The organism is Methylococcus mesophilus (genome assembly GCF_026247885.1).
Lineage (GTDB): Bacteria > Pseudomonadota > Gammaproteobacteria > Methylococcales > Methylococcaceae > Methylococcus > Methylococcus mesophilus.
In genome coordinates this window covers 2,265,538-2,285,429 of the sequence record NZ_CP110921.1, presented here as the reverse complement: position 1 = coordinate 2,285,429, position 19,892 = coordinate 2,265,538, and the positions used below count along the sequence as shown (strand labels likewise).

General features: G+C 64.7%; 22 protein-coding genes. 8 read left to right on the top strand and 14 right to left on the bottom strand.

Annotated elements, in window-relative coordinates:
• Nucleotide 1: 1 nt before the first annotated feature.
• The 7 genes from OOT43_RS10760 to iscX all read right to left on the bottom strand — a co-directional run bounded on the left by OOT43_RS10760 (nucleotide 2) and on the right by iscX (nucleotide 4,509).
• A complete protein-coding gene (locus OOT43_RS10760) occupies nucleotides 2-709 on the bottom strand; it encodes a response regulator (protein WP_266020579.1) in 708 nt (235 codons plus the stop codon).
• 136 nt (nucleotides 710-845) lie between these two features.
• Complete coding sequence (locus tag OOT43_RS10755; protein WP_266020578.1) at nucleotides 846-1,760, bottom strand: hypothetical protein; 915 nt, start codon at nucleotides 1,758-1,760, stop codon at nucleotides 846-848.
• A gap of 11 nt (nucleotides 1,761-1,771) precedes the next feature.
• Entirely contained in the window at nucleotides 1,772-1,993 is a 222-nt protein-coding gene (locus OOT43_RS10750; protein ID WP_266020577.1) for a hypothetical protein, read from the bottom strand.
• A gap of 49 nt (nucleotides 1,994-2,042) precedes the next feature.
• Nucleotides 2,043-2,609, bottom strand: coding sequence for an HPF/RaiA family ribosome-associated protein (locus OOT43_RS10745; RefSeq protein ID WP_266020576.1), 567 nt, complete (start codon nucleotides 2,607-2,609; stop codon nucleotides 2,043-2,045).
• Between the two features lie 98 nt (nucleotides 2,610-2,707).
• Entirely contained in the window at nucleotides 2,708-3,337 is a 630-nt protein-coding gene (locus tag OOT43_RS10740) for a phosphoribosyltransferase (RefSeq protein WP_266020575.1), read from the bottom strand.
• 318 nt (nucleotides 3,338-3,655) lie between these two features.
• On the bottom strand, nucleotides 3,656-4,105 hold the full coding sequence (locus tag OOT43_RS10735) for a BCAM0308 family protein (protein WP_266020574.1): 450 nt from the start codon (nucleotides 4,103-4,105) through the stop codon (nucleotides 3,656-3,658).
• 209 nt (nucleotides 4,106-4,314) lie between these two features.
• Nucleotides 4,315-4,509, bottom strand: coding sequence for a Fe-S cluster assembly protein IscX (gene iscX / locus OOT43_RS10730; protein ID WP_266020573.1), 195 nt, complete (start codon nucleotides 4,507-4,509; stop codon nucleotides 4,315-4,317).
• Between the two features lie 283 nt (nucleotides 4,510-4,792).
• On the opposite strand from iscX, the gene rsxA reads away from it, so the two are divergent.
• The 8 genes from rsxA to OOT43_RS10690 are packed head-to-tail and all read left to right on the top strand — an operon-like array spanning nucleotide 4,793 to nucleotide 10,565.
• Nucleotides 4,793-5,374: an electron transport complex subunit RsxA gene (gene rsxA, locus OOT43_RS10725; protein ID WP_266020572.1), complete on the top strand. Its 582-nt coding sequence runs from the start codon at nucleotides 4,793-4,795 to the stop codon at nucleotides 5,372-5,374.
• A 22-nt stretch (nucleotides 5,375-5,396) separates the two neighbouring features.
• Nucleotides 5,397-5,945 (top strand): electron transport complex subunit RsxB, encoded by a 549-nt coding sequence (gene rsxB / locus OOT43_RS10720; protein ID WP_266020571.1) that lies wholly within the window; start codon nucleotides 5,397-5,399, stop codon nucleotides 5,943-5,945.
• Between the two features lie 2 nt (nucleotides 5,946-5,947).
• The gene (rsxC, locus tag OOT43_RS10715; protein WP_266020570.1) at nucleotides 5,948-7,438 is read left to right on the top strand and encodes an electron transport complex subunit RsxC; all 1,491 of its coding nucleotides are present in this window, start codon (nucleotides 5,948-5,950) and stop codon (nucleotides 7,436-7,438) included.
• Nucleotides 7,435-8,514 carry an RnfABCDGE type electron transport complex subunit D gene (locus OOT43_RS10710; RefSeq protein WP_266020569.1) on the top strand — a complete coding sequence of 360 codons (1,080 nt, stop codon included), beginning with the start codon at nucleotides 7,435-7,437 and terminating at the stop codon, nucleotides 8,512-8,514. The genes rsxC and OOT43_RS10710 overlap by 4 nt, the downstream gene beginning before the upstream one ends.
• Entirely contained in the window at nucleotides 8,511-9,224 is a 714-nt protein-coding gene (gene rsxG, locus OOT43_RS10705; RefSeq protein WP_266020568.1) for an electron transport complex subunit RsxG, read from the top strand. The genes OOT43_RS10710 and rsxG overlap by 4 nt, the downstream gene beginning before the upstream one ends.
• Nucleotides 9,221-9,907 carry an electron transport complex subunit E gene (locus OOT43_RS10700; protein ID WP_266020567.1) on the top strand — a complete coding sequence of 229 codons (687 nt, stop codon included), beginning with the start codon at nucleotides 9,221-9,223 and terminating at the stop codon, nucleotides 9,905-9,907. The genes rsxG and OOT43_RS10700 overlap by 4 nt, the downstream gene beginning before the upstream one ends.
• A gap of 15 nt (nucleotides 9,908-9,922) precedes the next feature.
• Nucleotides 9,923-10,210: an RnfH family protein gene (locus OOT43_RS10695; protein ID WP_266020566.1), complete on the top strand. Its 288-nt coding sequence runs from the start codon at nucleotides 9,923-9,925 to the stop codon at nucleotides 10,208-10,210.
• On the top strand, nucleotides 10,194-10,565 hold the full coding sequence (locus OOT43_RS10690; protein ID WP_266020565.1) for a hypothetical protein: 372 nt from the start codon (nucleotides 10,194-10,196) through the stop codon (nucleotides 10,563-10,565). The genes OOT43_RS10695 and OOT43_RS10690 overlap by 17 nt, the downstream gene beginning before the upstream one ends.
• 58 nt (nucleotides 10,566-10,623) lie before the next feature.
• Here OOT43_RS10690 and OOT43_RS10685 read toward each other — a convergent pair whose 3' ends face one another.
• From OOT43_RS10685 to OOT43_RS10655, 7 genes are all read right to left on the bottom strand, one after another.
• On the bottom strand, nucleotides 10,624-12,075 hold the full coding sequence (locus OOT43_RS10685; RefSeq protein ID WP_266020564.1) for an efflux transporter outer membrane subunit: 1,452 nt from the start codon (nucleotides 12,073-12,075) through the stop codon (nucleotides 10,624-10,626).
• A 68-nt stretch (nucleotides 12,076-12,143) separates the two neighbouring features.
• A complete protein-coding gene (locus OOT43_RS10680; protein ID WP_266020563.1) occupies nucleotides 12,144-15,206 on the bottom strand; it encodes an efflux RND transporter permease subunit in 3,063 nt (1,020 codons plus the stop codon).
• Complete coding sequence (locus OOT43_RS10675) at nucleotides 15,203-16,321, bottom strand: efflux RND transporter periplasmic adaptor subunit (RefSeq protein WP_266020562.1); 1,119 nt, start codon at nucleotides 16,319-16,321, stop codon at nucleotides 15,203-15,205. The genes OOT43_RS10680 and OOT43_RS10675 overlap by 4 nt, the downstream gene beginning before the upstream one ends.
• A gap of 144 nt (nucleotides 16,322-16,465) precedes the next feature.
• Nucleotides 16,466-17,818 (bottom strand): SCP2 sterol-binding domain-containing protein, encoded by a 1,353-nt coding sequence (locus tag OOT43_RS10670; protein WP_266020561.1) that lies wholly within the window; start codon nucleotides 17,816-17,818, stop codon nucleotides 16,466-16,468.
• A 65-nt stretch (nucleotides 17,819-17,883) separates the two neighbouring features.
• Entirely contained in the window at nucleotides 17,884-18,348 is a 465-nt protein-coding gene (locus OOT43_RS10665) for a MarR family winged helix-turn-helix transcriptional regulator (protein WP_266020560.1), read from the bottom strand.
• 205 nt (nucleotides 18,349-18,553) lie between these two features.
• On the bottom strand, nucleotides 18,554-18,862 hold the full coding sequence (locus OOT43_RS10660; protein ID WP_266020559.1) for a hypothetical protein: 309 nt from the start codon (nucleotides 18,860-18,862) through the stop codon (nucleotides 18,554-18,556).
• 486 nt (nucleotides 18,863-19,348) lie between these two features.
• The gene (locus OOT43_RS10655; RefSeq protein ID WP_266020558.1) at nucleotides 19,349-19,786 is read right to left on the bottom strand and encodes a VOC family protein; all 438 of its coding nucleotides are present in this window, start codon (nucleotides 19,784-19,786) and stop codon (nucleotides 19,349-19,351) included.
• Nucleotides 19,787-19,892 lie beyond the last annotated feature (106 nt).

Sequence of the window (19,892 nt, the reverse complement as noted above, 5' to 3'; positions counted from 1 at the left end):
GTCACGGGCTGACGTATAGGTAACCCTTGCCGCGTATGGTCTTGATGACTTCGGGCTTTTCCGGATCGGGTTCGATCTTGCGGCGCAGCCGCATGATGCGCAGGTCGATGGAGCGGTCGAACACGTCCCAGCCGCGGTGGTGAGCCAGCTCCATGAGCTGGTCGCGGTTGAGCACGCGGTTGGGGTTGTCGGAGAACACCTTGAGCAGGTCGTATTCCATCGCGGTCAGCGGCAGTCCCTCGCCGTCGGCGTCGAACAGCTTGTGCTGCGCCAGGTCGAGTTCGCACCGGCCGAATTTCATCCGCCCGGGTTTGCTCCGGTCGGGCGTACGCCCTTCCAGGCGCCGGCGCAGCACGCTTCTCACACGGGCCAGCAGCTCGCGCAGCTCGAAGGGCTTGGGGATGTAGTCATCCGCGCCCATTTCCAGCCCGACCACCCGGTCCACCACTTCGGCGGCGGTGGTCAGCATGATGATGCCGACGCCGCTGTGGTGTTCGCGAATCCAGCGGGCGAGGGAAAGGCCGTCCTCGCCCGGCATGTGGATGTCGAGGATGGCGAGGTCCGGGGCGCATTCGGCGAAAACCTTGCGTGCCTCCGCGGCATCGCCGGCGGCGCACACGGCATAATTCTGGCCGGCGAAATATTCGGAGAGGATTTCGGTGAGTTCCGGCTCGTCATCGACCACCAACAAGCTTCCATTTTCCGCCATGCGCGTGCCTCGATTCGCTGTAGCGGGCGGAGTATGCCGGGAACGGCGGTGCGAAAAAAGCGGGTTGAAACAATTGAAACCAACTTGCGGCCGGGCTCTCAACGTGGCGGGCGCCGGAGATCGTCCGGTCCGGCGGTCAGAGCCATTGCCGCTCGGCTTCGGCGCGCAGCTGGCCCCACAACGCGCCCGGCGGCAGGTCGAACAGAGAGTAGGCGCGGGCCTTGAGCCCCGGGAGGGCGCGGGCGGCGGCCGCCATGCACTGCGCGCTGAGCGCCAGTTCCGAAACGCGGGCCTCGAACAGCAGCAGCTGGTGGGCCGTCCGCGCCGCTGTGCCGTAACGCTTGAGGAGGACGCCCTGTCCCTCGTCCTCCAGGGCGGAAACGTCGTCCACCTGGAATACCAGCGTTTCCTCCCCCAGGAACAGCGGATCGCTGCGGAGCGCCGATTCAACCCGGGCGAACTCGGCGCCCTCGTCCAACTCCACGTACAGATAGCGCTGCTGCTTGCCACCGGGAACGTGCAGCTCGGTGCACAGGGCATCCTTCACGCCCGGCACGGCCCGGGCCACCGTGGAATGGTGGAGGCTGGTTCCGGCCGGCCGGTGGGTCGTCTCGGTGTCCCCTTTCGGGGTGAGCAGGGCGAAGAGGCCGCGGAACAGCGACAGCGCGCCGGGTTCCCAGCCGGCGCCGACGATGGCCGGGGTTTCGTATAGGGCGGCCATGCGTCCCATCTCTTCCTTGTGTTCCGCGAGGTCCCTGCCCTCGAAGCGCGCGCATTCCACCACCGGGATGCCTTGCTGCAGCAGTTCGCGTGACACCTCCCGCACCTGGGCGATCGGCACACAGACCAGAGCGGCGTCGACTGTTCCGAGTTCGCTGACGTGGGTCACCGCCGGCCAGGCCGAGAAACGCGGAGGCCGCGGAACCGCCACCGTCTGCTGACGCCGGACGAAACCGGCCGGCACGAAATGATCGTCCAGCGTCAGGACCTCGGCGCAGGCCCGCCCCAGCCGGCCGAACCCAACGACGGCTACCCGTATCGTCTGCTGCATGGCGTGGCGGGTCACCAGCGGACCGCGTAGTTCATGATCTCGATGTTTTTCTTGAAAATCTCGAGGGCGAAGGGCTGAGCGAGTTCGTAGAGATCCAGGATGGAATAGTCGATTCCGGGCCGCGCGCCTGCCTTCTTCAGGCTTTCTTCCACATTCCTGGCCATGACCAGGAACAGATCGTCCAGATTTTCCGGGGCTACGGTTTCGATGTCTCGCAATAGCTGGTTGCTCATGGCGGTTACCCCTCAAAACGAAGCGTCATTTGGATTCGCAAACCGGCGTTCATCCGATCACGTGGTGCTTTCCTTCGACCAACACCGAACTGGCTTGCGGTCCTTCATCGCCCATTTCTTCCGCGAAGCGCACCGGTTCGCCGACGGCCAGCCCGTCGAAGTCCGAATTCACTACGCTGTGCCGATGAAAATAGATTTCCCGGCCATCCGGTGTCTCGATGATGCCGTAGCCCTCCGCTGGATTTAGTTGGGAAATCTGGCCGTGCGCCTGCGCCTCATGCGCCTTGACCTGGGATCGCTGGCGCCGTCCCAGATCTTCCAGCTGCCTGCGCGCCGCATCAAAGGCATCGCGGATCGCAACATAGGCGTCTTCGTGGGCATGATCCAGGCCGGGGTCCCGGCTGACGGCCAGTTCATGGCCGGGTACCGTGAGATCGATGCGCACGTGGTAGACATTTCCTTGATGGTGATGCCTGTGGGACGCCTCGACCATCACCCGGCAGCTCATGATCCCGTCGTAGAACAAATCCAGTTTTTCCGCCCGTTCGCGGATGTTCAGCTCCATCGCCTCGGAGGGCGACAGGTTTCGAAACGTGATTTGCGGAGCAAGTTTCATATTTTTCCCCTCGATCCTTCGGGCTCGATTTCCAACATATAGACCTTTTCCGCCCGAGTCGATAGTACCTTGTTTTCAAGCTTGCGGCCGTGCCTGGCTCAAGGGGCCTGCCGTTGCCTCATCAAGGCCAGGACGTTCTCCACCGTTTTCAATGGCGCCTTGATTCCATGCCGCAGATGCAGTTGATGGACCGCCTCTTCCGGCGTGTCGGGACAGGGCTTCATGACGGCGATGAACCCGCTCAGGTCCTCGACGACGGCCCAGGGATAAATCAGCCAGCGCCAGGCGACGATTTGTCGGCCGTAGTAATCGGGCAGGACGGGGGAGACCTTCTTGTGATGAAGCACCGCGACCTTGACATCCTGGGGCTGACAGCATCGAAGCTGCTCCAGGGCCAGTTGGAGGGTGTCGCCGGTGTCGCTGCAATCATCGACCAGCAGCACCCTGAGGCCGCGGACGTTCGCGGGAGGCGGCGAATAACAACGCGCCTGCGAAATTTTTTGGGCGCCCGCCTCATAGTGTGCGATGCGGATGCTGTGCAGATCATACAGACCGAGCGCATCGCACAGGAGCCGCGCCGGCACGTAGCCGCCTCTGGCGATGGCCACGACGACGTCCGGCCGGAACCCGGACTCCCGGATACTTCCGGCCACGCGTAAGGAAAGGCGGCACACCTGGCTCCAGGTGACCAGCTCGCAATGCATGAAGGGATCTAAGGGATCTGCCATCGCCGTTCAGCCTCGCTTGCCGGTTCCGGTCGCCAGAAGGTCCATTCAGGGTAATCGGGCGGGCAAGGACCGTGCGAACCGATTTCGAACCACGCCTGGTGACGTGCGGGTCTCAAGGGCGCGGTATTGCAGGCTCGGGGAAAAGCAGGTGAACGTCCCGTATGATCCTGGCCGGCCCGGCGGAAGCCCGATCGAGGTTGTTTCGTCGGCCCTCCTTATCGGCGCTTGTCCTAATTAGGAAAAGCGCCCGGCGGGGTCAAGAGGGGGGAGGCTAGACGGTATGCGGCCATGCGATTCACGGCCGCTGCTCTGGTACCCCTAGCGGTTCCAGGAGACCCGCAGCAGAGCCTCCTCGTCGGTGTAGCGCGAATCCAACTCACCCTGGTAGGCATGGCGCAGCGCTTCTCCGATTCCGTGGGCAAGATGCGTGTCTGTGAGCGTGATGACGGTGCGATCCTCCCCTTCCGTGATAGCCATGATCCGTTCGAGAGGATGCTCCGCTCGAGCGGCGGCTTCCGTGTTCCGGACGAGGTTCAGAATTTCCGGACGGTGAGCGCCGAAAAAAGACCCGCTCAGCGTCAGCTCACCTGCCGGTACCTGATCGCGCATCCTCTGGCACGCTGGACAGAGATGATGCTCGGCGCCTTGCTCGGCCTCTCCCCACTGCCAGCGTCCGTGACGAAAGATCGCGCCGCATTCGGGACACGTCGTTGGTTCCGGCCACTTGCCTCGGGCGCGGTAGGGATCGTGCACATGCTCTTCGAACATGCTGTCTCTGCGCGGCTGATGGGCGGGGTCGAGTCGTTTGCCGGGTCCGGTCATGGGTCACCTCGCATGGCTCAATGGGCATCGGTCCGGGTCTCATCATCTGCCCGCCGTGCTCTTCAGTCAAGGTGCGGTGTTCCGGAGGTGCCCTGCCACAAATCCGGGGCTCTTACCTTGGATGCAGGGGCGGACCGGTCCTCAGTTCGTGCTTTCTAACTCACCTCATCGATCCATGCCATCTGGATCGCCTCCAGGATCTTTTCATTGCATTTGTCGGCGCTGTCGGCGAAGCCTTCGAGCGCTGCGACCCAGGCCAGCAGATCGGTGAAGCGGACGTATCGCGGGTCGACGTCCGAGTGCTGGTCGGCGAGGGCGGCGGCGATGTCGTAGGTGTCGTTCCATTTCATGGGTGTTCCAGAAGTCTTGAAGAGGCCGATGCCCTGGATCGAGCAAATTCGCGGCCAAGCCCCTTCGTCGCACGGAAATGCCGGCTGGCGGCGCGCGCCCTTTGTAGTAAAGATGACAAAGCCCCACGAAACGGAGGGGCATGTGCAATTTCCGACAAGCCCGAACCGGGTACCCGGCGCACCCGGCGTCGCAATTACACACGGTTAGTGGGGTAGGACGTGCAGCCCGGCATTGGCATGCGTTATGCCTCAGCCAGACTAAAACCCCGAGGAAGCCTTAAGAGTGAACGACTACCTGATGCTGTTGCTCGGCACGGCCCTGGTCAACAACGTGGTGCTGGTCAAGTTCCTGGGACTGTGTCCCTTCATGGGCGTGTCCAAGAAGCTCGATTCGGCCATCGGCATGGGCTTTGCGACGACCTTCGTGCTGACCCTGACCGCGGTGGCGAGCTGGTTCATCGAGCATTTCATTCTGATGCCGTTGGGCATCGGCTTCCTGCGGATTCTTTCGTTCATCCTGGTGATCGCGGCCGTGGTGCAGTTCACCGAGATGGTGGTGAAGAAGACCAGCCCGGTACTGTACCAGGTGCTGGGCATCTTCCTACCGCTGATCACCACCAACTGCGCTGTGTTGGGCGTGGCTTTGCTGAACATCCAGCAGGAATACGATTTTCTTCACAGCGCGCTGTTCGGCTTCGGCTCGGCGCTGGGATTCACGCTAGTCATGGTGATATTCGCAGGCATGCGGGAGCGGATGGCCTTGATGAGCGTGCCGGAGGCTTTCAACGGTCCGCCGATCGCATTCATCGCGGCAGGCATTCTATCCCTGGCTTTCATGGGTTTCGCGGGCTTGAACTCGCATTGAACCGGACATTTGAGGGAAGCATATGTACATACTGTTTGCCATCATCAGTTTGACCGCCATGGGCCTGGGGCTGGGGTTTCTGCTCGGCTTGGCGGCGCGCTACCTGAAAGTCGAAGAGAATCCGCTGATCGACGAGATCGAGGCCATGATGCCGGGTTCGCAATGCGGCCAGTGCGGTTATCCGGGCTGCCGCCCGGCCGCCGAGGCTCTGGTAGCGGGCGAGGCGCCAGCGACCCTGTGCCCGCCGGGCGGGCGGGCCCTGGCCGAGCAACTTGCCAATAAGCTGTCGATCGACCTGGACCTGTCCGACGTGGAAGACCAGGTGCCGATGGTGGCGCGGGTGGACGAATCGACCTGCATCGGCTGTGCCCGCTGCTACAAGGTCTGCCCGACCGATGCCCTGGTCGGTGCGCCCAAGCAGATCCACGCCGTCATCGCCGACGCCTGCACCGCCTGCGGCAAGTGCGTGGACGTCTGCCCCACCGAATGCCTGCGGCTGCATCCGATCAAGACCACTTTGCGTAATTGGCGCTGGCCCAGTCCGGAAACGGTTACGGCCAAGGCGGCTTGACCATGGCGGCCTTCGGTTTTCTTTCCTTCGGGTCGCCCGGCAAGATCCGCGGCGGCGTCCATCCCGAGCCGCACAAGGAATCGACGTCCGAGCGCGCCATCGAAACCGGTTTTCCGTTGCCCAAGCTGCTCTATCTGTGCCTGCAGCAGCACGCCGGACAGCCCGCCGAGCCGGTGGTGCGGGTGGGCGATAAGGTGCTGAAGGGCCAGTTGCTGGCGAAAGGGCAGGGGACCATTTCCGCCCCGGTGCATGCGCCGACGTCGGGTCTCGTGACGGATATCCTGGATTATCCCGCGCCACATCCTTCGGCTCTTCCGACCCAGACTCTGCTGCTGGAGCCGGACGGCGAAGACCGCTGGATCGAAACCGAGGCGGTGGACGACCCGTTCGCTCTGGCGCCCGAGGAAATCAGCGCCCGCGTCGGCGCGGCCGGCGTGGTGGGCATGGGCGGGGCGGCGTTCCCGTCGGCGGTCAAGCTGAACCTGGGGCGCAAGACCAAGATACAGACCCTGCTCATCAACGGCGGCGAGTGCGAGCCCTACCTGACTTGCGACGACCGGCTGATGCGCGAACGCTCCGCCGACGTCGTCGACGGCATCCTCATCATGCTGCACGGTTTGGAGTGCAGCCAGGCCATCGTCGGCATCGAGGACAACAAGCCGGAGGCCTATGCCGCGATGAAGGCCGCCGCGGCGCCGCACGGCGGCAAGATCGACGTGCGGAAGGTGCCTTCGCTGTATCCCATGGGTTGGGACAAGCAGCTCATCGGCTATTTCACCGGCAAGGAGGTGCCGGCCGGCGGCCGTTCCGCCGACATCGGCGTGCTGATGCACAACGTCGGCACCGCCTATGCCGTGCAGCAGGCGGTGCGCTACGGCCGGCCGCTGATCAGCCGGGTGGTGACGGTGAGCGGGTCGGCGGTGGCGGCGCCGCGCAATATCGAGGCGCCCATCGGCACCCTGCTGGAGGACCTCCTGGCCTATTGCGGGCATCGCCCGGAACACACTTCGCGTTACGTCATGGGCGGGCCGATGATGGGCGATTCGCTGCCGCATCCCAAGGTGCCGCTGGTGAAGGGCACTTGCGGCATCCTGGCGCTGTCGGCCCAGGAAGTCGCCGCTTCCGATGCCAAGGCCTGCATCCGCTGCTCGCGCTGCGTCAGCGCCTGCCCCGCCGGACTGCTGCCGCTGGAAATGATGTCCCGAATCCGCGCCGGCCAGTTGGAATCCGCGCTGGGTTATGGCTTGAAGGACTGCATCAGCTGCGGCTCCTGCTCCTACGTCTGCCCTTCGGAAATTCCATTGGTGCACTATTTCAAATACGCCAGCGGCGAGTTGGTGGCGCGCGAGCAGAACAAGCACCGGACCGAGCAGACGAAACGCTTGGCCGAGGAGCGGCAGGCGCGGTTCGAGCGCCACAAGCAGGAGCAGGCCGCGCTGGCGGCCCAGCGCAAGGCCCAGGCGCAGCAGCGCAAGGCCGAGGAGGCGGCATGAGCCTATCCCTATCGAGCGGGCCGTTTACCCGCACCGACAGTCAGGTCCAGGGCATCATGCTGGCGGTGATGCTGGCCATGGTGCCGGCCACGGTCTTCGGCATCTTGATCTTCGGCTGGCCGGCGTTTTTCCTGTGGTCGGTGACTTTGTTGTCGGCCCTGGGGTTCGAAGCCCTGTGCCTGTCCATGGCCGGCAAGCCGGTGCGGGCGGCTGTGCTGGACGGTTCCGCCGCGCTGAGCGGCTGGCTGGTGGCGATGACACTGCCGCCCTGGGCGCCGTGGTGGATCGGCGTGGTCGGCGCAGCCATGGCCATCGTGGTCGGCAAGCAGGTGTTCGGCGGGCTCGGCCAGAATCTTTTCAATCCCGCCATGCTGGCGCGGGTGACCTTGCTGGTGGCGTTTCCGCTGGAAATGACGACCTGGGCGCTGCCCTCGCTGCCGTTTTCCTCATCCGCGCCGGGACTGTTCGAGAGTTTGTCGATCACTTTCGGCGGTGCGGTTCCGCCCGACGGCATGACCGGCCCGACGATCATCGGGCATTGGAAAACCGAGCTGTCGCAGGGCAGGGGCCTGAGCGAATCCCTGGTCTCCGGCCATTACGGCGCCTTGTCCTCCTTCTTCGGTTGGCAGGCCGGCAGCCTGGGCGAGACTTCCTCGCTGCTGGTGGCCTTGGGGGGGCTCTGGCTGCTGAAGAAAAAGATCATCACCTGGCACATTCCGGCCTCGCTGCTGGCGACGGTGGCGCTGCTGGCCGGCGTCTTCGCTCTGATCGACGGCGAACGCTATGCCGGACCGCTGTTCCATCTGACTTCCGGTGCGGTGATGCTGGCGGCGTTCTTCATCGCCACCGACTACGTCACCTCGCCCAGCAGCCCCGCCGGGCAACTGATATTCGGCGCCGGCTGCGGCTTGTTCATCTTCGTCATCCGTACCTGGGGCGCTTACCCCGAGGGCGCCGGCTTCTCGGTGCTGTTGATGAATTCGCTGACGCCGGTCATCGACCATTACGTGCGGCCGCGCATCTACGGGCGCGACCTCAAGGGCCGACCGCTGGACCTGCCAGGAGGGCGGCGATGAGCAGCATCACGGCGGAGCAGTTCCGCGCCTATGCCATCGCCCGCTGGCGGTGGGTCCGGCGCCAGTTCGACGACCTGGACAGCCTGCGCCAGCGCCTGGATTACCAGACCTATCTGCTGGCAGCCGCCGGTCTGGTCGCCAGCGTGCTGCTCGGTTTCGGCGATCTGGTTACTTCGGGGCCCATCGAAAGCCGTCAGGCCGAAGACATGCTGGCGACGTTGGAGCAAGTGCTGCCGCCCGAACTGCACGACAACGATCTGCTGCAGGATGTGCGCGGCGTGTCCGATACCGGCGAATCCGGCTTGGGGGAGGTACCGGTCTATTTGGCGCGTAAAGGCGGCGAGGTCACCGCGGTGGCGTTCAAGCTGTCCGCCACCGGAGGCTATTCCGGGCCGATCGCCCTGGTGATGGGGCTGCGGGCCGACGGTACCGTGCTCGGCGTTCGGGTCGTGGCGCATGCCGAGACGCCGGGCTTGGGCGACAAGATCGAAACCGCCAAATCGGACTGGATTCTGGCTTTCACCGGCCGTTCGCTGGACAACACCGCGCCCGAGCGTTGGAAGGTGAAAAAGGACGGCGGCGACTTCGACCAATTCGCCGGTGCCACCATCACCCCTCGGGCCGTCGTCCGGGGCGTGCAGAAAGGCCTGCAATTCTTCCAGCGGCATCGGGACGAACTGGTTTCTCCCGTCATAGGAGGGCAAAAATGAATCCGGAATTCCGCAAGATCACCCGCGACGGCTTGTGGGACAACAACATCGTCTTCAGCCAGAGCATCGGCCTGTGCCCCTTGCTGGCCGTCACCGGCACGGCGACCAACGGCTTAGGGATGGGCTTGGCGACGGTTGCGGTGATGGTGGTCTGCAATGTGCTGGTTTCCTGGGTGCGGGCGCTGATCCCGCCGGAAATCCGCATTCCCATCTTCGTGGTGCTGATTGCCATGGTGGTGACCCTGGTGGACATGTTGATGAACGCCTGGCTGCACGAGATGCACAAGGTGCTGGGGCTGTTCATTCCGCTGATCGTGACCAATTGCGCCATTCTCGGCCGGGCGGAGGCTTATGCTTCCCGCAACCCGGTGGCCCATGCCGCGATGGACGGACTGATGATGGGGCTGGGTTTCACCCTGGCCCTGGTAGTGCTGGGCGCGACCCGCGAAATGCTGGGCGCCGGCACCTTGTTCGCCAGCGCCCGCCTGCTGATGGGCGACTCCTTCGCCTGGCTGGAAACGGTGCTGATACACGATTACCGCGGCTTCCTGCTGATGGCCCTGCCGCCGGGCGGATTCCTGATGCTGGGTTTCATCCTGGCGGGCAAGAAAATGATCGACCGCAAGCTGGCGGAACGCCGGAGCCGCCCGGTCCCGATCGGCGAGACTCTGGCTGAGACTTGAAGGGGCGGCTGAGTTATGAACGTAGGCGTATGTTATGCGGACTCCGATCGCCAGCTCTGGCTGCGCATGGAAGTGCCCGATGACAGCACGGTTGAGCAGGCGATCGGCCATTCGGGCATCCTGAAGCGGTTTCCGGAAATCGACCTGGGCGTCCAGAAGGTCGGCATCTTCGGCAAGCTGGTCAAGCTGGATGCGCCGGTGAAGGAAGGCGACCGCATCGAGATTTACCGGGCGATCACCGCCGATCCCAAGACGGTGCGGCGCCGCAAAATTGCATCCGACGACGATGATGACGACGATTGATGACGAGTCGAGGCGCCGGGGGGAAGCGGTGTGCGCCAGGCTGAGGGGCGAAATCGAGAAGTTGGGGATCGCGCCCGAGGGGCTTTCGCGGCTCCCGGTCTACGATCAGGCCGAGTTTGAGACCAGCAAGGACCCTTACAGCGGCGAGGAAACCCTTTGCGGCCATTGGCGCGACGCCCGCGGCCACAGTATCGGACAAATGAAATTCCACGGCGACGGCTCGTTTTATGCGGAGTTCGACGTGGTCCTGCCGCATCCCGGCGACCCGCGCTGGTTCGTGGAAGGCGTGACGGCCTGGGGACGGGGCGATGCGATCAAGAGCGAAGCGAAATTGCTGGAGGCTCTGGGGGAATGAAATTTTCGCGCCGTTGCCGAAGGGGAGAGTCCCCGAGAAGTAGATCTTTGGGCTCCCGTCAGTCCGTTTTGGCGGCAGCCGGTTCCTCCAGCCATCCCCCGCCGAACGCCCGGTATAAGGACACCAGCGCAACCAGCGCGGAGGTCCGAGCCTTGATGTTTTCATCCAGGACCGATAGCTTCGAAGCTTTCGCGTCCAGCACTGAAATGTAATCTGCCGCTCCCCGTTGATACAGCGCTTCGGTCGAATGCCGGGCATGTTCCGCCGCCGCTTCCGCTTCCGCCAGCCTGTTGTAGCGCTGGTTCGCCGTGCGGTGCGCGACGAAGGCGTTTTCCACGTCCTCCAGTGCGAGCAGGAAGGTCTTTTCGTAATTCGCGGCGACCTGGTCGAGCCTGGCATCGGCGGCGGCGATCTGCGAGCGGATGCGCCCGGCATTGAACACCGGTGCGGTGAGTCCGGACCCTAAGGCATAGACGCTTTCGGCCAGGCTGGGAAAGCCGCCGACTGCCAGCGCGCCGAAGCCTCCGCTGGCCGACAGCACGAGTTTCGGCAGCAGGTCGGCGCGGGCCGCGCCCAGGCCGGCCGCCGCGGCGAGGACTTCGGCCTGCGTCTGGCGGAGGTCGGGCCGCTGCGCGAGCAGACTCGACGGCAGCAGTTTGGGAATGGCGGGCGCCGAGTCCGGTAGCGGGCGGGTTTCGGTCAACCTGGCTTGCAGTGCTTGCGGCGGCTGGCCGGTCAGGACCCCCAGACGGTGAATCAAACGGACAGAGGTTTCCTTCAGCGCCGGCAGTGCCGCCTCCGCGCTTTGCACTAGCGCTTCCTGGCCGGCGACGGCGGTTTCGTTCGCGAGGCCGGCGCGGTAGAACGCCTTCAAAGCCTTAAGCCGGTCGTGCTGCACTGCGAGATTGTCCTCGAATACCGCCGTCTGCCGCTGCACTCCGCGCAGTTCCAGGTAGTTCGTCGCCACCTGGGCCAGCAGCCCGACCTGGGCGGCATGCAGGGCTTCCTGCGCGCTAAGCGCCTGCGCTGCCGCTGCCTCGGCTTCCAGGTGGCGCTGGCCGAACAGGTCCAGCTCCCAGCGTGCGGCGAGGCCGCCGGTGACCATGTCGGCCGTGGGGGTGATCAGCTGATATCCCTGGGAGCCGGGGACGGCGATGATACGGTCGATCCTCTTTTCGCGTCCGCCGGAAGTGAAGAAGTCGACGCTGGGATACAGCGCGGATTCGGCGACGACCACCATGGCCGCGGCCTCCCGCACCCGCGCCTGGGCGATCCGGAGGTCCTGGTTGGCGGCGAGCGCGTGCTTGATCAGGGCGTTCAGCGTCGGGTCGTTGAAACCTTTCCACCAGCGTTTCAGCGCCGCCGGATCGGATGCCGGCTGTGCCGCAGGGGCATGGTTCCAGTCCGCGGGAGAAGCCAGTGGCGCCGGGGGATCGATCCGCGTCGGCGTGCAGGCGGACAGGAGGCTTGCGGCCAGCGCGCCGGCCAGCGCCGTCTGGAGCGGTTTCATGCGCGCCCGCCTTGGCGCGCCCCCTTCTGGCAGCCTCCGGCTGTCCAAATTCGCTCCCGAAGAATTTGTCATCCGGCCCCCTCGCGCCGGGGTCGGCGGCCGACCCTGAACCAGGCGGCATAAAGCGCCGGCAGGAAGAACACCGTGAGCAGGGTAGCCACGGTGAGTCCGCCCATGATGGCGATCGCCTGCGGGGCGAAGAAGTCGTTGGTGGACAGCGGGATCATGGCGAGGATCGCGGCCGCCGCCGTGAGCATGATCGGCCGGAAGCGGCGGACCGTGGACTCGACGATGGCGCGGCGGGTGTCGAGGCCGGCCTTTTCGTCCTGCTCGATCTGGTCCACCAGGATCACCGAGTTGCGCATGATCATGCCGGCCAGGGCGATGATGCCGAGCAGCGCCACGAAACCGAACGGCGCCCGGAACAGCAGCAGGGCGAAGGCGGCTCCGATCACGCCCAGGGGTGCAGTGACGAACACCAAGAAGGTGCGGGACAGGTTCTGCAATTGCAGCATCAGCAGCAGCAGGGTGACGACGAGCACCAGCGGAATCCAGATCAGGATCGACTTCTGGGCGATCCAGGCGTCCTCCCTGGCGGCGCCGGTTTCGACGAAATAGCCGGGCGGCAGTTCGTCGAGGATGGGTTTGAGGGCCGGCTCGATCTCCGCCGCCACGTCGGGTGCCAGCATGCCGTCGGCCACGTCGGCGCGCACCGAGATTGCCGGGAAGCGGTTGCGGCGCCAGCGCACGCCGTCCTCGAATACGGTTTCGAACCGCACCAGTTGGGACAGCGGCACCGGGTTGCCGCTGCCGGCAGGCACGGCGAGGTCAGGCAGGCCGCTGGCGTCAGTCCGCAAACGGGTCTGGGCGCGCCAGACGATATCGATGAGCTTGTCGTCTTCTCGGAACTGTCCCACCGTCACGCCGCTGTAGTAAGCCTGCAGGGCCCGTGCGAGAGATGCGGTGCTGACGCCCAGCGTCCTTGCCTTGTCCTGGTCCAGCACCAGCCGCAGCGAGGGGATGCGCTCGTGCCAGTCGTCGTTCACGTCCACGGTATGGGGATTGGCGCGCATGACCGCCGCCACCCGGTCGGCGATGCCGCGGACGACGGCCTGGTCTTCGCCGAACACCCTGAACACCACGGGATAGTCCATCGGCGGGCCGACGTTCAGGCGCATGGCACGCCCGCGTACTTCCGGAAAATCCGCGGCCAGTGCCTTGCGGACTCGCCGCATCACCCGCTCGCGGGCGCCGTTGTCGCCCGTCATCACCACGAATTCGGCCAGATTGGCATTGGCGAGTTGCTGCACGACGAGCAGGAAAAAGCGCGGGCTGCCGCCGCCGATATAGGCGGCGTAATTCAGCACATCCGGGTCATTGGCCAGAACCGCCTCCATGCGCTTGGCCGCGGCTTCGGTCTGGGCGAAACTGCTTCCTTCGGGCAGCCACAGGTCGATCATGACCTCCGGCCGGTTCGATAGCGGGAAAAACTGTTCCGGCACCCGACTCAAGGCCGCGATGCCGACGGCGAACAGGGCGGCCGTCGCCAGGATGACCTTGCCGCGGTGCTCGACGCAGGCCGATACCCATCCCCGCAGGCGGCTGTAGAAAGGCGTGTCGTAGAGTTCGTGGGCGGTGCCGGCGCCTTTCGGATCGAGCGCCATGAATCCCAGGTAAGGCGTGAAGATCACCGCGCCGAACCAGGATAGCAGCAGCGAGAGCCCCACCACCTGGAAGATCGCTTGCGTGTATTCGCCGGCCTGTGACCGGGCTAGGCCCACCGGCAGGAAGCCGGCGATGGTGATCAGGGTCCCGGTGAGCATCGGAAAGGCGGTAGCGCTGTAGGCGAAGGTCGCGGCCCGCATCCGGTCCCAGCCTTCCTCGAGCTTCCGGGCCATCATCTCGATGGCTATCATGGCATCGTCCACCAGCAGGCCGAGTGCCAAGATCAGCGCGCCCAGCGAGATGCGGTGCAGGGCGATGCCGGTCAGCAGCATCCCGAGGAGGGTGGCGGCCAGCACCAGGGGCACCGTGAGCGCGACGACCGCGCCCGCCCGCAGCCCCAGGCTCAGGAAGCTGACCAGGAGCACCGCCGCCAGGGCTTCGAAGAAGGTGCGCTTGAATTCGCCGATGGAGCGCCGGACGACCTGTGCCTGGTCGGCTACCTTTTCCACCTCGATGCCGACCGGCAGCTCGCTTTCGATGCGCTTCAGCGTGGCGTCCAGAGCCTTCCCCAGCGCCAGCACGTCGCCCTTCCTGTTCATGGCGATGCCCAGTCCGATCGCGTCCTTGCCCTTGAAACGCATCCGGAATTCCGGCGGGTCGACGTAGCCACGCCGGACTTCGGCGAAGTCGCCGACCCGGAAGGTCCGGCCGCCGACGCGCACCGCCAGATTCGCCACGTGTTCCGCCGAGTCGAAGGCCCCGGTGAGCCGGATCGGCCAATCGCCCGCGGGGGTGTACACCGTTCCGGCGGGCGTCATGGCGTTCTGGGCCTGCAGGTTGGCGGCGACCTCCGTGGCGTCCAGTCCCAGCCGGGCCATCTTCTTGTCGGAAAATTCGATGTAGATCTTTTCGTCCTGGGCACCGATGAGATCGGCCTTTTCCACGTCCTTGACCCGCAGTAGCTGCTGGCGGGCGGCGTCGACCTGATCTTTGAGCCGGGCGTAATCGAAGCCTTCGCCGGAGAAGGCGTACACGAGGCTGTAGGTATCGCCGAATTCGTCGTTGAAGAAGGGGCCGATGACGCCCTGCGGCAGCGTCATCCGGATGTCGCCGATCTTCTTGCGGACTTGGTACCAGATGTCGGCGACCTCTTCCGGCGAGGTCTCCTCGCGGGGCACCACGAAAATCAGCGATTCTCCCGGCTTGGAATAGCTGCGCAGGTGGTCGAGGTCCGGGAGTTCCTGAAGCTTTTTTTCCAGGCGGTCGGTGAGCTGCTGCTCCACCTCGCGCGCCGTCGCGCCCGGATACAGCGTCTTCACCACCATCAGGCGGAAGGTGAATTCCGGATCTTCCCGCTGTTCCAGACGGAAGTAGGCGAAAAGTCCGCCCAGCAGGATGAGAGCCATGAGGAAGCCGGTAAAGGCGCGGTGTTCCAGCGCCCATTGGCTCAGGTTGAATCCTTTCATAGCCGGCGGCCGGCCGGATCGGGAAGGATGCGCACTTTCTGGCCTTCGGCGAGGCGCTGCACGCCGGCACTCACCACGAGCTGACCGGGCACCAGTCCTTCGACGGCGATGCGTTCCGCGCTCAAAACTCCACTCAGCCGGACGGGCACCGATCTGACCGTGAGCTGCGCCTCGTCCACCAGCCACACCCGCGGGGGATCGGGCTGCTGCTGGGAGCTGAACACGGCCGAGAGCGGGATCGCCGCTCCCTCCGGCCCGGCTGCGTCCATCCAGAGGGTCGCTGTCATGCCGAGGCGGGCGGTGTCCCGGCCTTCGAGCAGGGTCGCCCGGACCCGGTAGGTCCGGCTGGCGGGGTCGGCCGCCGCGGCGACCTCGCGAATGCGCGCCCTGAGCGTCCGCCCGTCGGCCCAAAGCGTCACCGCCGCCTCCTGGCCCGGATGGACCCGGCCGACGCGATGCTCGGGAATGTCGACGCTGACCTCCTGTTCGTCGAGCCGGGCCAGGGTGAGCACCGGCTGGCCGGGGGCGACTACCTGGCCGGCTTCCGCCCCGACTGCCGTCACCACCCCGTCCCGGTCGGAGCGCAGCTCGGTGTAGTCCGCCTGGTTGACTGCCTGGCCGAACTGCGCTTCGAGCGCAGCTACGCGCTCCTTCGCGGCCGTGAAAGCCGTGCGGCGGCGATCGAATTCGGGGGGGCTGACGACGCGCTGGTCCAGGAGTTCGCGGTATCGCTGAAGGTCTTCACGGGCGAATTCCAGCTCCGCCCGGGAGGAGGTCAACTGGGCCTTGGCGGTTTGCACGGCCAACTTGTAGTCGGCGGCGTCGAGACTAGCCAGCAACTGGCCTTTCCGGACCCTGTCCCCCAGTTCGACCGGGCGGGAAGCCAGCTTTCCTGCGACCCGGAAGGATAAGGCAGTCTCGTGGCGGGCCTTGATTTCGCCGGCGAAGCTCATGCCGGCGGAACCGGTATCTGCGGCGACCCGAAAGGTAAGGACCGGCCGGGCCTGGTCCGGTCCTCCGCGGCTGTCCGAGCAGGCCGCGAGTGTCGACAGAATCGCGAGGAGAGCGATAAGGGCGAAAGCCGCCGGTTTTCGCGGATTTGCGTCGTATGTCATGGAGGATTCCCTGGCCTGGGCGGCCGAGGCGAGGAGGTAGGGGCTTCCGCGGGCGTAAAGTCCTGAAGATTGGGCGGCGGCGTCATCCGCAAGGCAGGCGATGCATTTCATAACGCTTTTTCCCTGTTCCTGGCAAGGGGAAAATCAAGTGGGAAAACACCGACCGAACGCCTGAAGCAGCTTCGGAGCGCCCCTGAACCGTATTTTGCGGCGCAGCAGTGCCCCGACCAGGTTGATTTCTCCCGCCAGGAAGCCGAGCCAGGTCTTGCCGTCGGCCGTGAGCCGGAAATCGGGCTGGCCATGGAGGCCCTCCCGGACCTCGAGGGTCCTGTCGTGGATCACGACGGTGGCGTTGAGGGTTTCCTCCCCGGTGAACCTGAAATGGTAGGTCGCGCGGAGGCCCTTGGCCCGGCCCGGCTGAAACACCAGCGGCAGTCCGCTCAGGAAGGTCCGTATCGACGTGGGCCGGAGCGTGTTTCGCACCCGTCTGGCGGATTTATGCGGAAACCGGCGGCGGACGTGATCCTCCGCGTCGGAGCCGGCGATCACGTACACCGTTTCGGATTTGTCCTGCAGCGGGCGCATCACGTCGGCGATGAAGCGTTTCCGATCCTCCAGAAACGGCCGGATCACGTCTTCCCCCGCCGGGCACACCGACAGGCAATAGGCAGCCTTGTAGTTCGCCCCGAACGAGAGGCTCTGCCACAGCGATACCGATTCGGCATCGGCGACCTTCTTCCGGTAACCCGATGCGCTTGTGCTGGCGGCGACCGTTTCGGCCCAGTCGGCGAAGCCTCCCATGAATTCCCGGTAGTTGTGGGTGTAACAGGCGGAAAAATCGAAATGGCCGTCCGCCCCGATTGCTCCCGTCGGGCAGGCGCCGACGCAAAGTTTGCACTCCAGACAGGGATTGTAGTCGATGGGGCGGGATTCATGGTCGACCGTGGCATCCAGGACCACCGTGCCGAGCAGGATGAAGCTGCCGAAAACGGGATGAATGACGTTCCGGTGCAAGCCCATCCGGCCCAGCCCAGCGGCTTCGGCCACTGGCTTGTGGGAGATCACCCACATCTTGGCCGGCCACCGGTCCGCTTCCATGGGGAATCCGACGGCGGTGTTGGCGGCGCGGACGCCATGCCGCTCCAATGTCCGGACGATCCGCCTGCCAGTCTCGTTGACCGCATCCGCCGACTGGTGGAATTCGAGATTGGCGACGGAACGGCTCGGCGCCCGGATATTTTCGCGGTTCATGCGGCAGACGAAACTCAGCAAGGTTTTCGCAAAGGGAAAGGCCCGCAGGATGTCCTCTCGCTGCGGCGCTAGTTCGGCCCGCTCCATGCCGACGAAGCCGACATCCTCGGCGCCCGCCTCCAGGGCAATCTTGCCGAGCCAGGCGGCCTCGAGCGCCGGTGTGTCCTTCGCCTGTGCCGGAGGCTTGTCCAGCAGGCGTCTTACCGTGGGATGGTTTCGCAGGGCTTTCGCAGGGGTGTGGTTCATGGGAGTCGACCTCCGCCGTTGAGTCGGTATAAAAGTGTAGATACACATAAATGGCGAAAAAAATTTCACCGCGCTAAGGCGGCGTCGACCAGCGTCGCCATGTTATCCCTCAGGGATTGCAACCGGTCGGGCCCGAGTTTCGCCATCAGCCGGGCCTGGGCATGCTGCCAAAGCGGGTAGGCTTGCCGAAGGACGGCGAGGCCTTGGTCCGTGATTGCGACCCGTCTGGTCCGGCGGTCCGCGCCCGGAGCCACGGCGACGAGTCCTTGCTTTTCCAGCACGTTCAGGTTGCGGGTCAGTGTCGTCCGATCCATCACAGCCATTTCGGCCAGCCGGGTCACCGTCACCGGCCCCGCCATCTTCGCCGCAACCAGGAGGGAAAACTGCGTGCCCCGAATACCGGCGGGACGCAAGGCGTCGTCATAGTGCTGGCCGACCGCGCGCATGGCCTTGCGCAGGTTGAATCCCGTGCAGTCCGCGCACATCTGGTAGTCCGGTTCGTACTCGGCAGGGGGCTCGGAGGGAAGCAAGGTCGCACCGTTCTATCACTGATAGGAAGGAGTATATGCACCTATTGTCTTCTGTCAATGCCGATGCGGGACGAGGATGGTGGCAGGGCGCAGGCCGCCGCAAAAAATACAGGACGGATGAGCCGTCCTGCCCAAGACGATGGGGATTGAGGAAGTCCGTTTATTGGCCGGGGGACGCGGTGTCCCCCGGCTTTGGGGGGGGGTACTACCTGCCGCAGTCGTAAGCCTTGGCTGTCGCGATACCGTTGAATACTCCGGACGACCTGAGGTCGCCCCAGACGATGTGGCTCGCGCCGATCTGGGCGGCCTCCCTTTCGGCGGATGCCTTGGCCTGGGGCTGCCAGCTCCCGAAGTTCTTGCCGTATCCCGAAGAACCCGTGACGTTTTTCAAGAACCGGCAGCTCTTGACGTCGTTTTCGGTGACGATATCGGGTTTGGCATGGGCCTGCCCGGCCAGGAGGCCCATGGTCAGCGCGATGCCCAAGGTAGTTGTCGTCATGGTTTTGGTAAGCATGGAGCGTTCCTCTTGGACGGGATCTTGGCTCACTGTAGGTTGCATCAAATAGGTGCATAAAATCTATATGCACCAATGATGTGCGCAAGATCATATTACGTATCGTCTCAAAACGAAACCTCTGGCTTATTCTTTTTTCAATTCGTCGCGGATGTCTTTATACTTTAGGCGTGGAAAGCCTTCCGTTCCTGGATGGCCGTACGGGTCTGATTAGACGGGCGTTTGGGTGGTAGGCGCTCAATAATGGGGCGTCGCCTCAGTTTTGGGCGCGCCCGCCCGGGCGGCTGGTGCTGGGCGGGAGCGATTGAAAGTGTCAGCCTTGGGCCGCGGCGAGTTCCGCGTCCAGTGCCGGCACCGGGCCGAATTTGACCGTAATGCGCCGTTCGCGGCCGGCGCCGAGTTCTTTCAGCAGCCTGAGCGTGCCGGTGGAGCGGCCGTCGGGCGCATGGAGCAGCGTGACGCGGCGGTCGGCGTTTATGCGAACCTTCAGTGCTTGGAGAAGAAGACTTCGGCGCGCTGCTTGAGTTCCTCGGCCGGCACGTCCTCGATGTGGGTGGCGATCCACCAGATGTTGCCCGATGCGTCGCGTACGCCGCCGTGGCGGTCCCCGTAGAACTGGTTGGCGGGCGGCGAGATCGAGGCCGCCCCCGCGTCGAGCGCGCGCTGGTAGGCGGCGTCGGAGTCGGGGACATAGAGATAGATCGCGCCGGGCATGGGCTGCCACTCGCCTCTCGCTTCGCTCAGCATGATCACGGAGTCGCCGACCCGCATTTCGGCATGGCCGACGGTGCCGTCCGGCCGCATGATCCGTTCCCATTCCTTCGCGTCGAAGGCGGTTTTCATGAACTCGATCAATTCGGCGGCGCCCCGAACCACCAGATAAGGGATGACGGTGTGATAACCGTCGGGGATTGCTTTAGCCATGTCTTGCCTCCTGTGCTCGCGACCTAGGGCGGATTTCAGCCGGACGCTGCCTGACGGACAGGCATACCGAATTCTAAGCGTAATCGCAGTTTTGCAGATAGGCCAA

Coding starts and splice junctions, on each gene's coding strand:
- OOT43_RS10760 (WP_266020579.1), bottom strand. CDS start 709: ATGGCGGAAAATGGAAGCTTGTTGGTGGTCGATGACGAGCCGGAACTC.
- OOT43_RS10755 (WP_266020578.1), bottom strand. CDS start 1,760: ATGCAGCAGACGATACGGGTAGCCGTCGTTGGGTTCGGCCGGCTGGGG.
- OOT43_RS10750 (WP_266020577.1), bottom strand. CDS start 1,993: ATGAGCAACCAGCTATTGCGAGACATCGAAACCGTAGCCCCGGAAAAT.
- OOT43_RS10745 (WP_266020576.1), bottom strand. CDS start 2,609: ATGAAACTTGCTCCGCAAATCACGTTTCGAAACCTGTCGCCCTCCGAG.
- OOT43_RS10740 (WP_266020575.1), bottom strand. CDS start 3,337: ATGGCAGATCCCTTAGATCCCTTCATGCATTGCGAGCTGGTCACCTGG.
- OOT43_RS10735 (WP_266020574.1), bottom strand. CDS start 4,105: ATGTTCGAAGAGCATGTGCACGATCCCTACCGCGCCCGAGGCAAGTGG.
- iscX (WP_266020573.1), bottom strand. CDS start 4,509: ATGAAATGGAACGACACCTACGACATCGCCGCCGCCCTCGCCGACCAG.
- rsxB (WP_266020571.1), top strand. CDS start 5,397: ATGTACATACTGTTTGCCATCATCAGTTTGACCGCCATGGGCCTGGGG.
- rsxC (WP_266020570.1), top strand. CDS start 5,948: ATGGCGGCCTTCGGTTTTCTTTCCTTCGGGTCGCCCGGCAAGATCCGC.
- OOT43_RS10710 (WP_266020569.1), top strand. CDS start 7,435: ATGAGCCTATCCCTATCGAGCGGGCCGTTTACCCGCACCGACAGTCAG.
- rsxG (WP_266020568.1), top strand. CDS start 8,511: ATGAGCAGCATCACGGCGGAGCAGTTCCGCGCCTATGCCATCGCCCGC.
- OOT43_RS10700 (WP_266020567.1), top strand. CDS start 9,221: ATGAATCCGGAATTCCGCAAGATCACCCGCGACGGCTTGTGGGACAAC.
- OOT43_RS10695 (WP_266020566.1), top strand. CDS start 9,923: ATGAACGTAGGCGTATGTTATGCGGACTCCGATCGCCAGCTCTGGCTG.
- OOT43_RS10690 (WP_266020565.1), top strand. CDS start 10,194: ATGATGACGACGATTGATGACGAGTCGAGGCGCCGGGGGGAAGCGGTG.
- OOT43_RS10685 (WP_266020564.1), bottom strand. CDS start 12,075: ATGAAACCGCTCCAGACGGCGCTGGCCGGCGCGCTGGCCGCAAGCCTC.
- OOT43_RS10680 (WP_266020563.1), bottom strand. CDS start 15,206: ATGAAAGGATTCAACCTGAGCCAATGGGCGCTGGAACACCGCGCCTTT.
- OOT43_RS10675 (WP_266020562.1), bottom strand. CDS start 16,321: ATGACATACGACGCAAATCCGCGAAAACCGGCGGCTTTCGCCCTTATC.
- OOT43_RS10670 (WP_266020561.1), bottom strand. CDS start 17,818: ATGAACCACACCCCTGCGAAAGCCCTGCGAAACCATCCCACGGTAAGA.
- OOT43_RS10660 (WP_266020559.1), bottom strand. CDS start 18,862: ATGCTTACCAAAACCATGACGACAACTACCTTGGGCATCGCGCTGACC.
- OOT43_RS10655 (WP_266020558.1), bottom strand. CDS start 19,786: ATGGCTAAAGCAATCCCCGACGGTTATCACACCGTCATCCCTTATCTG.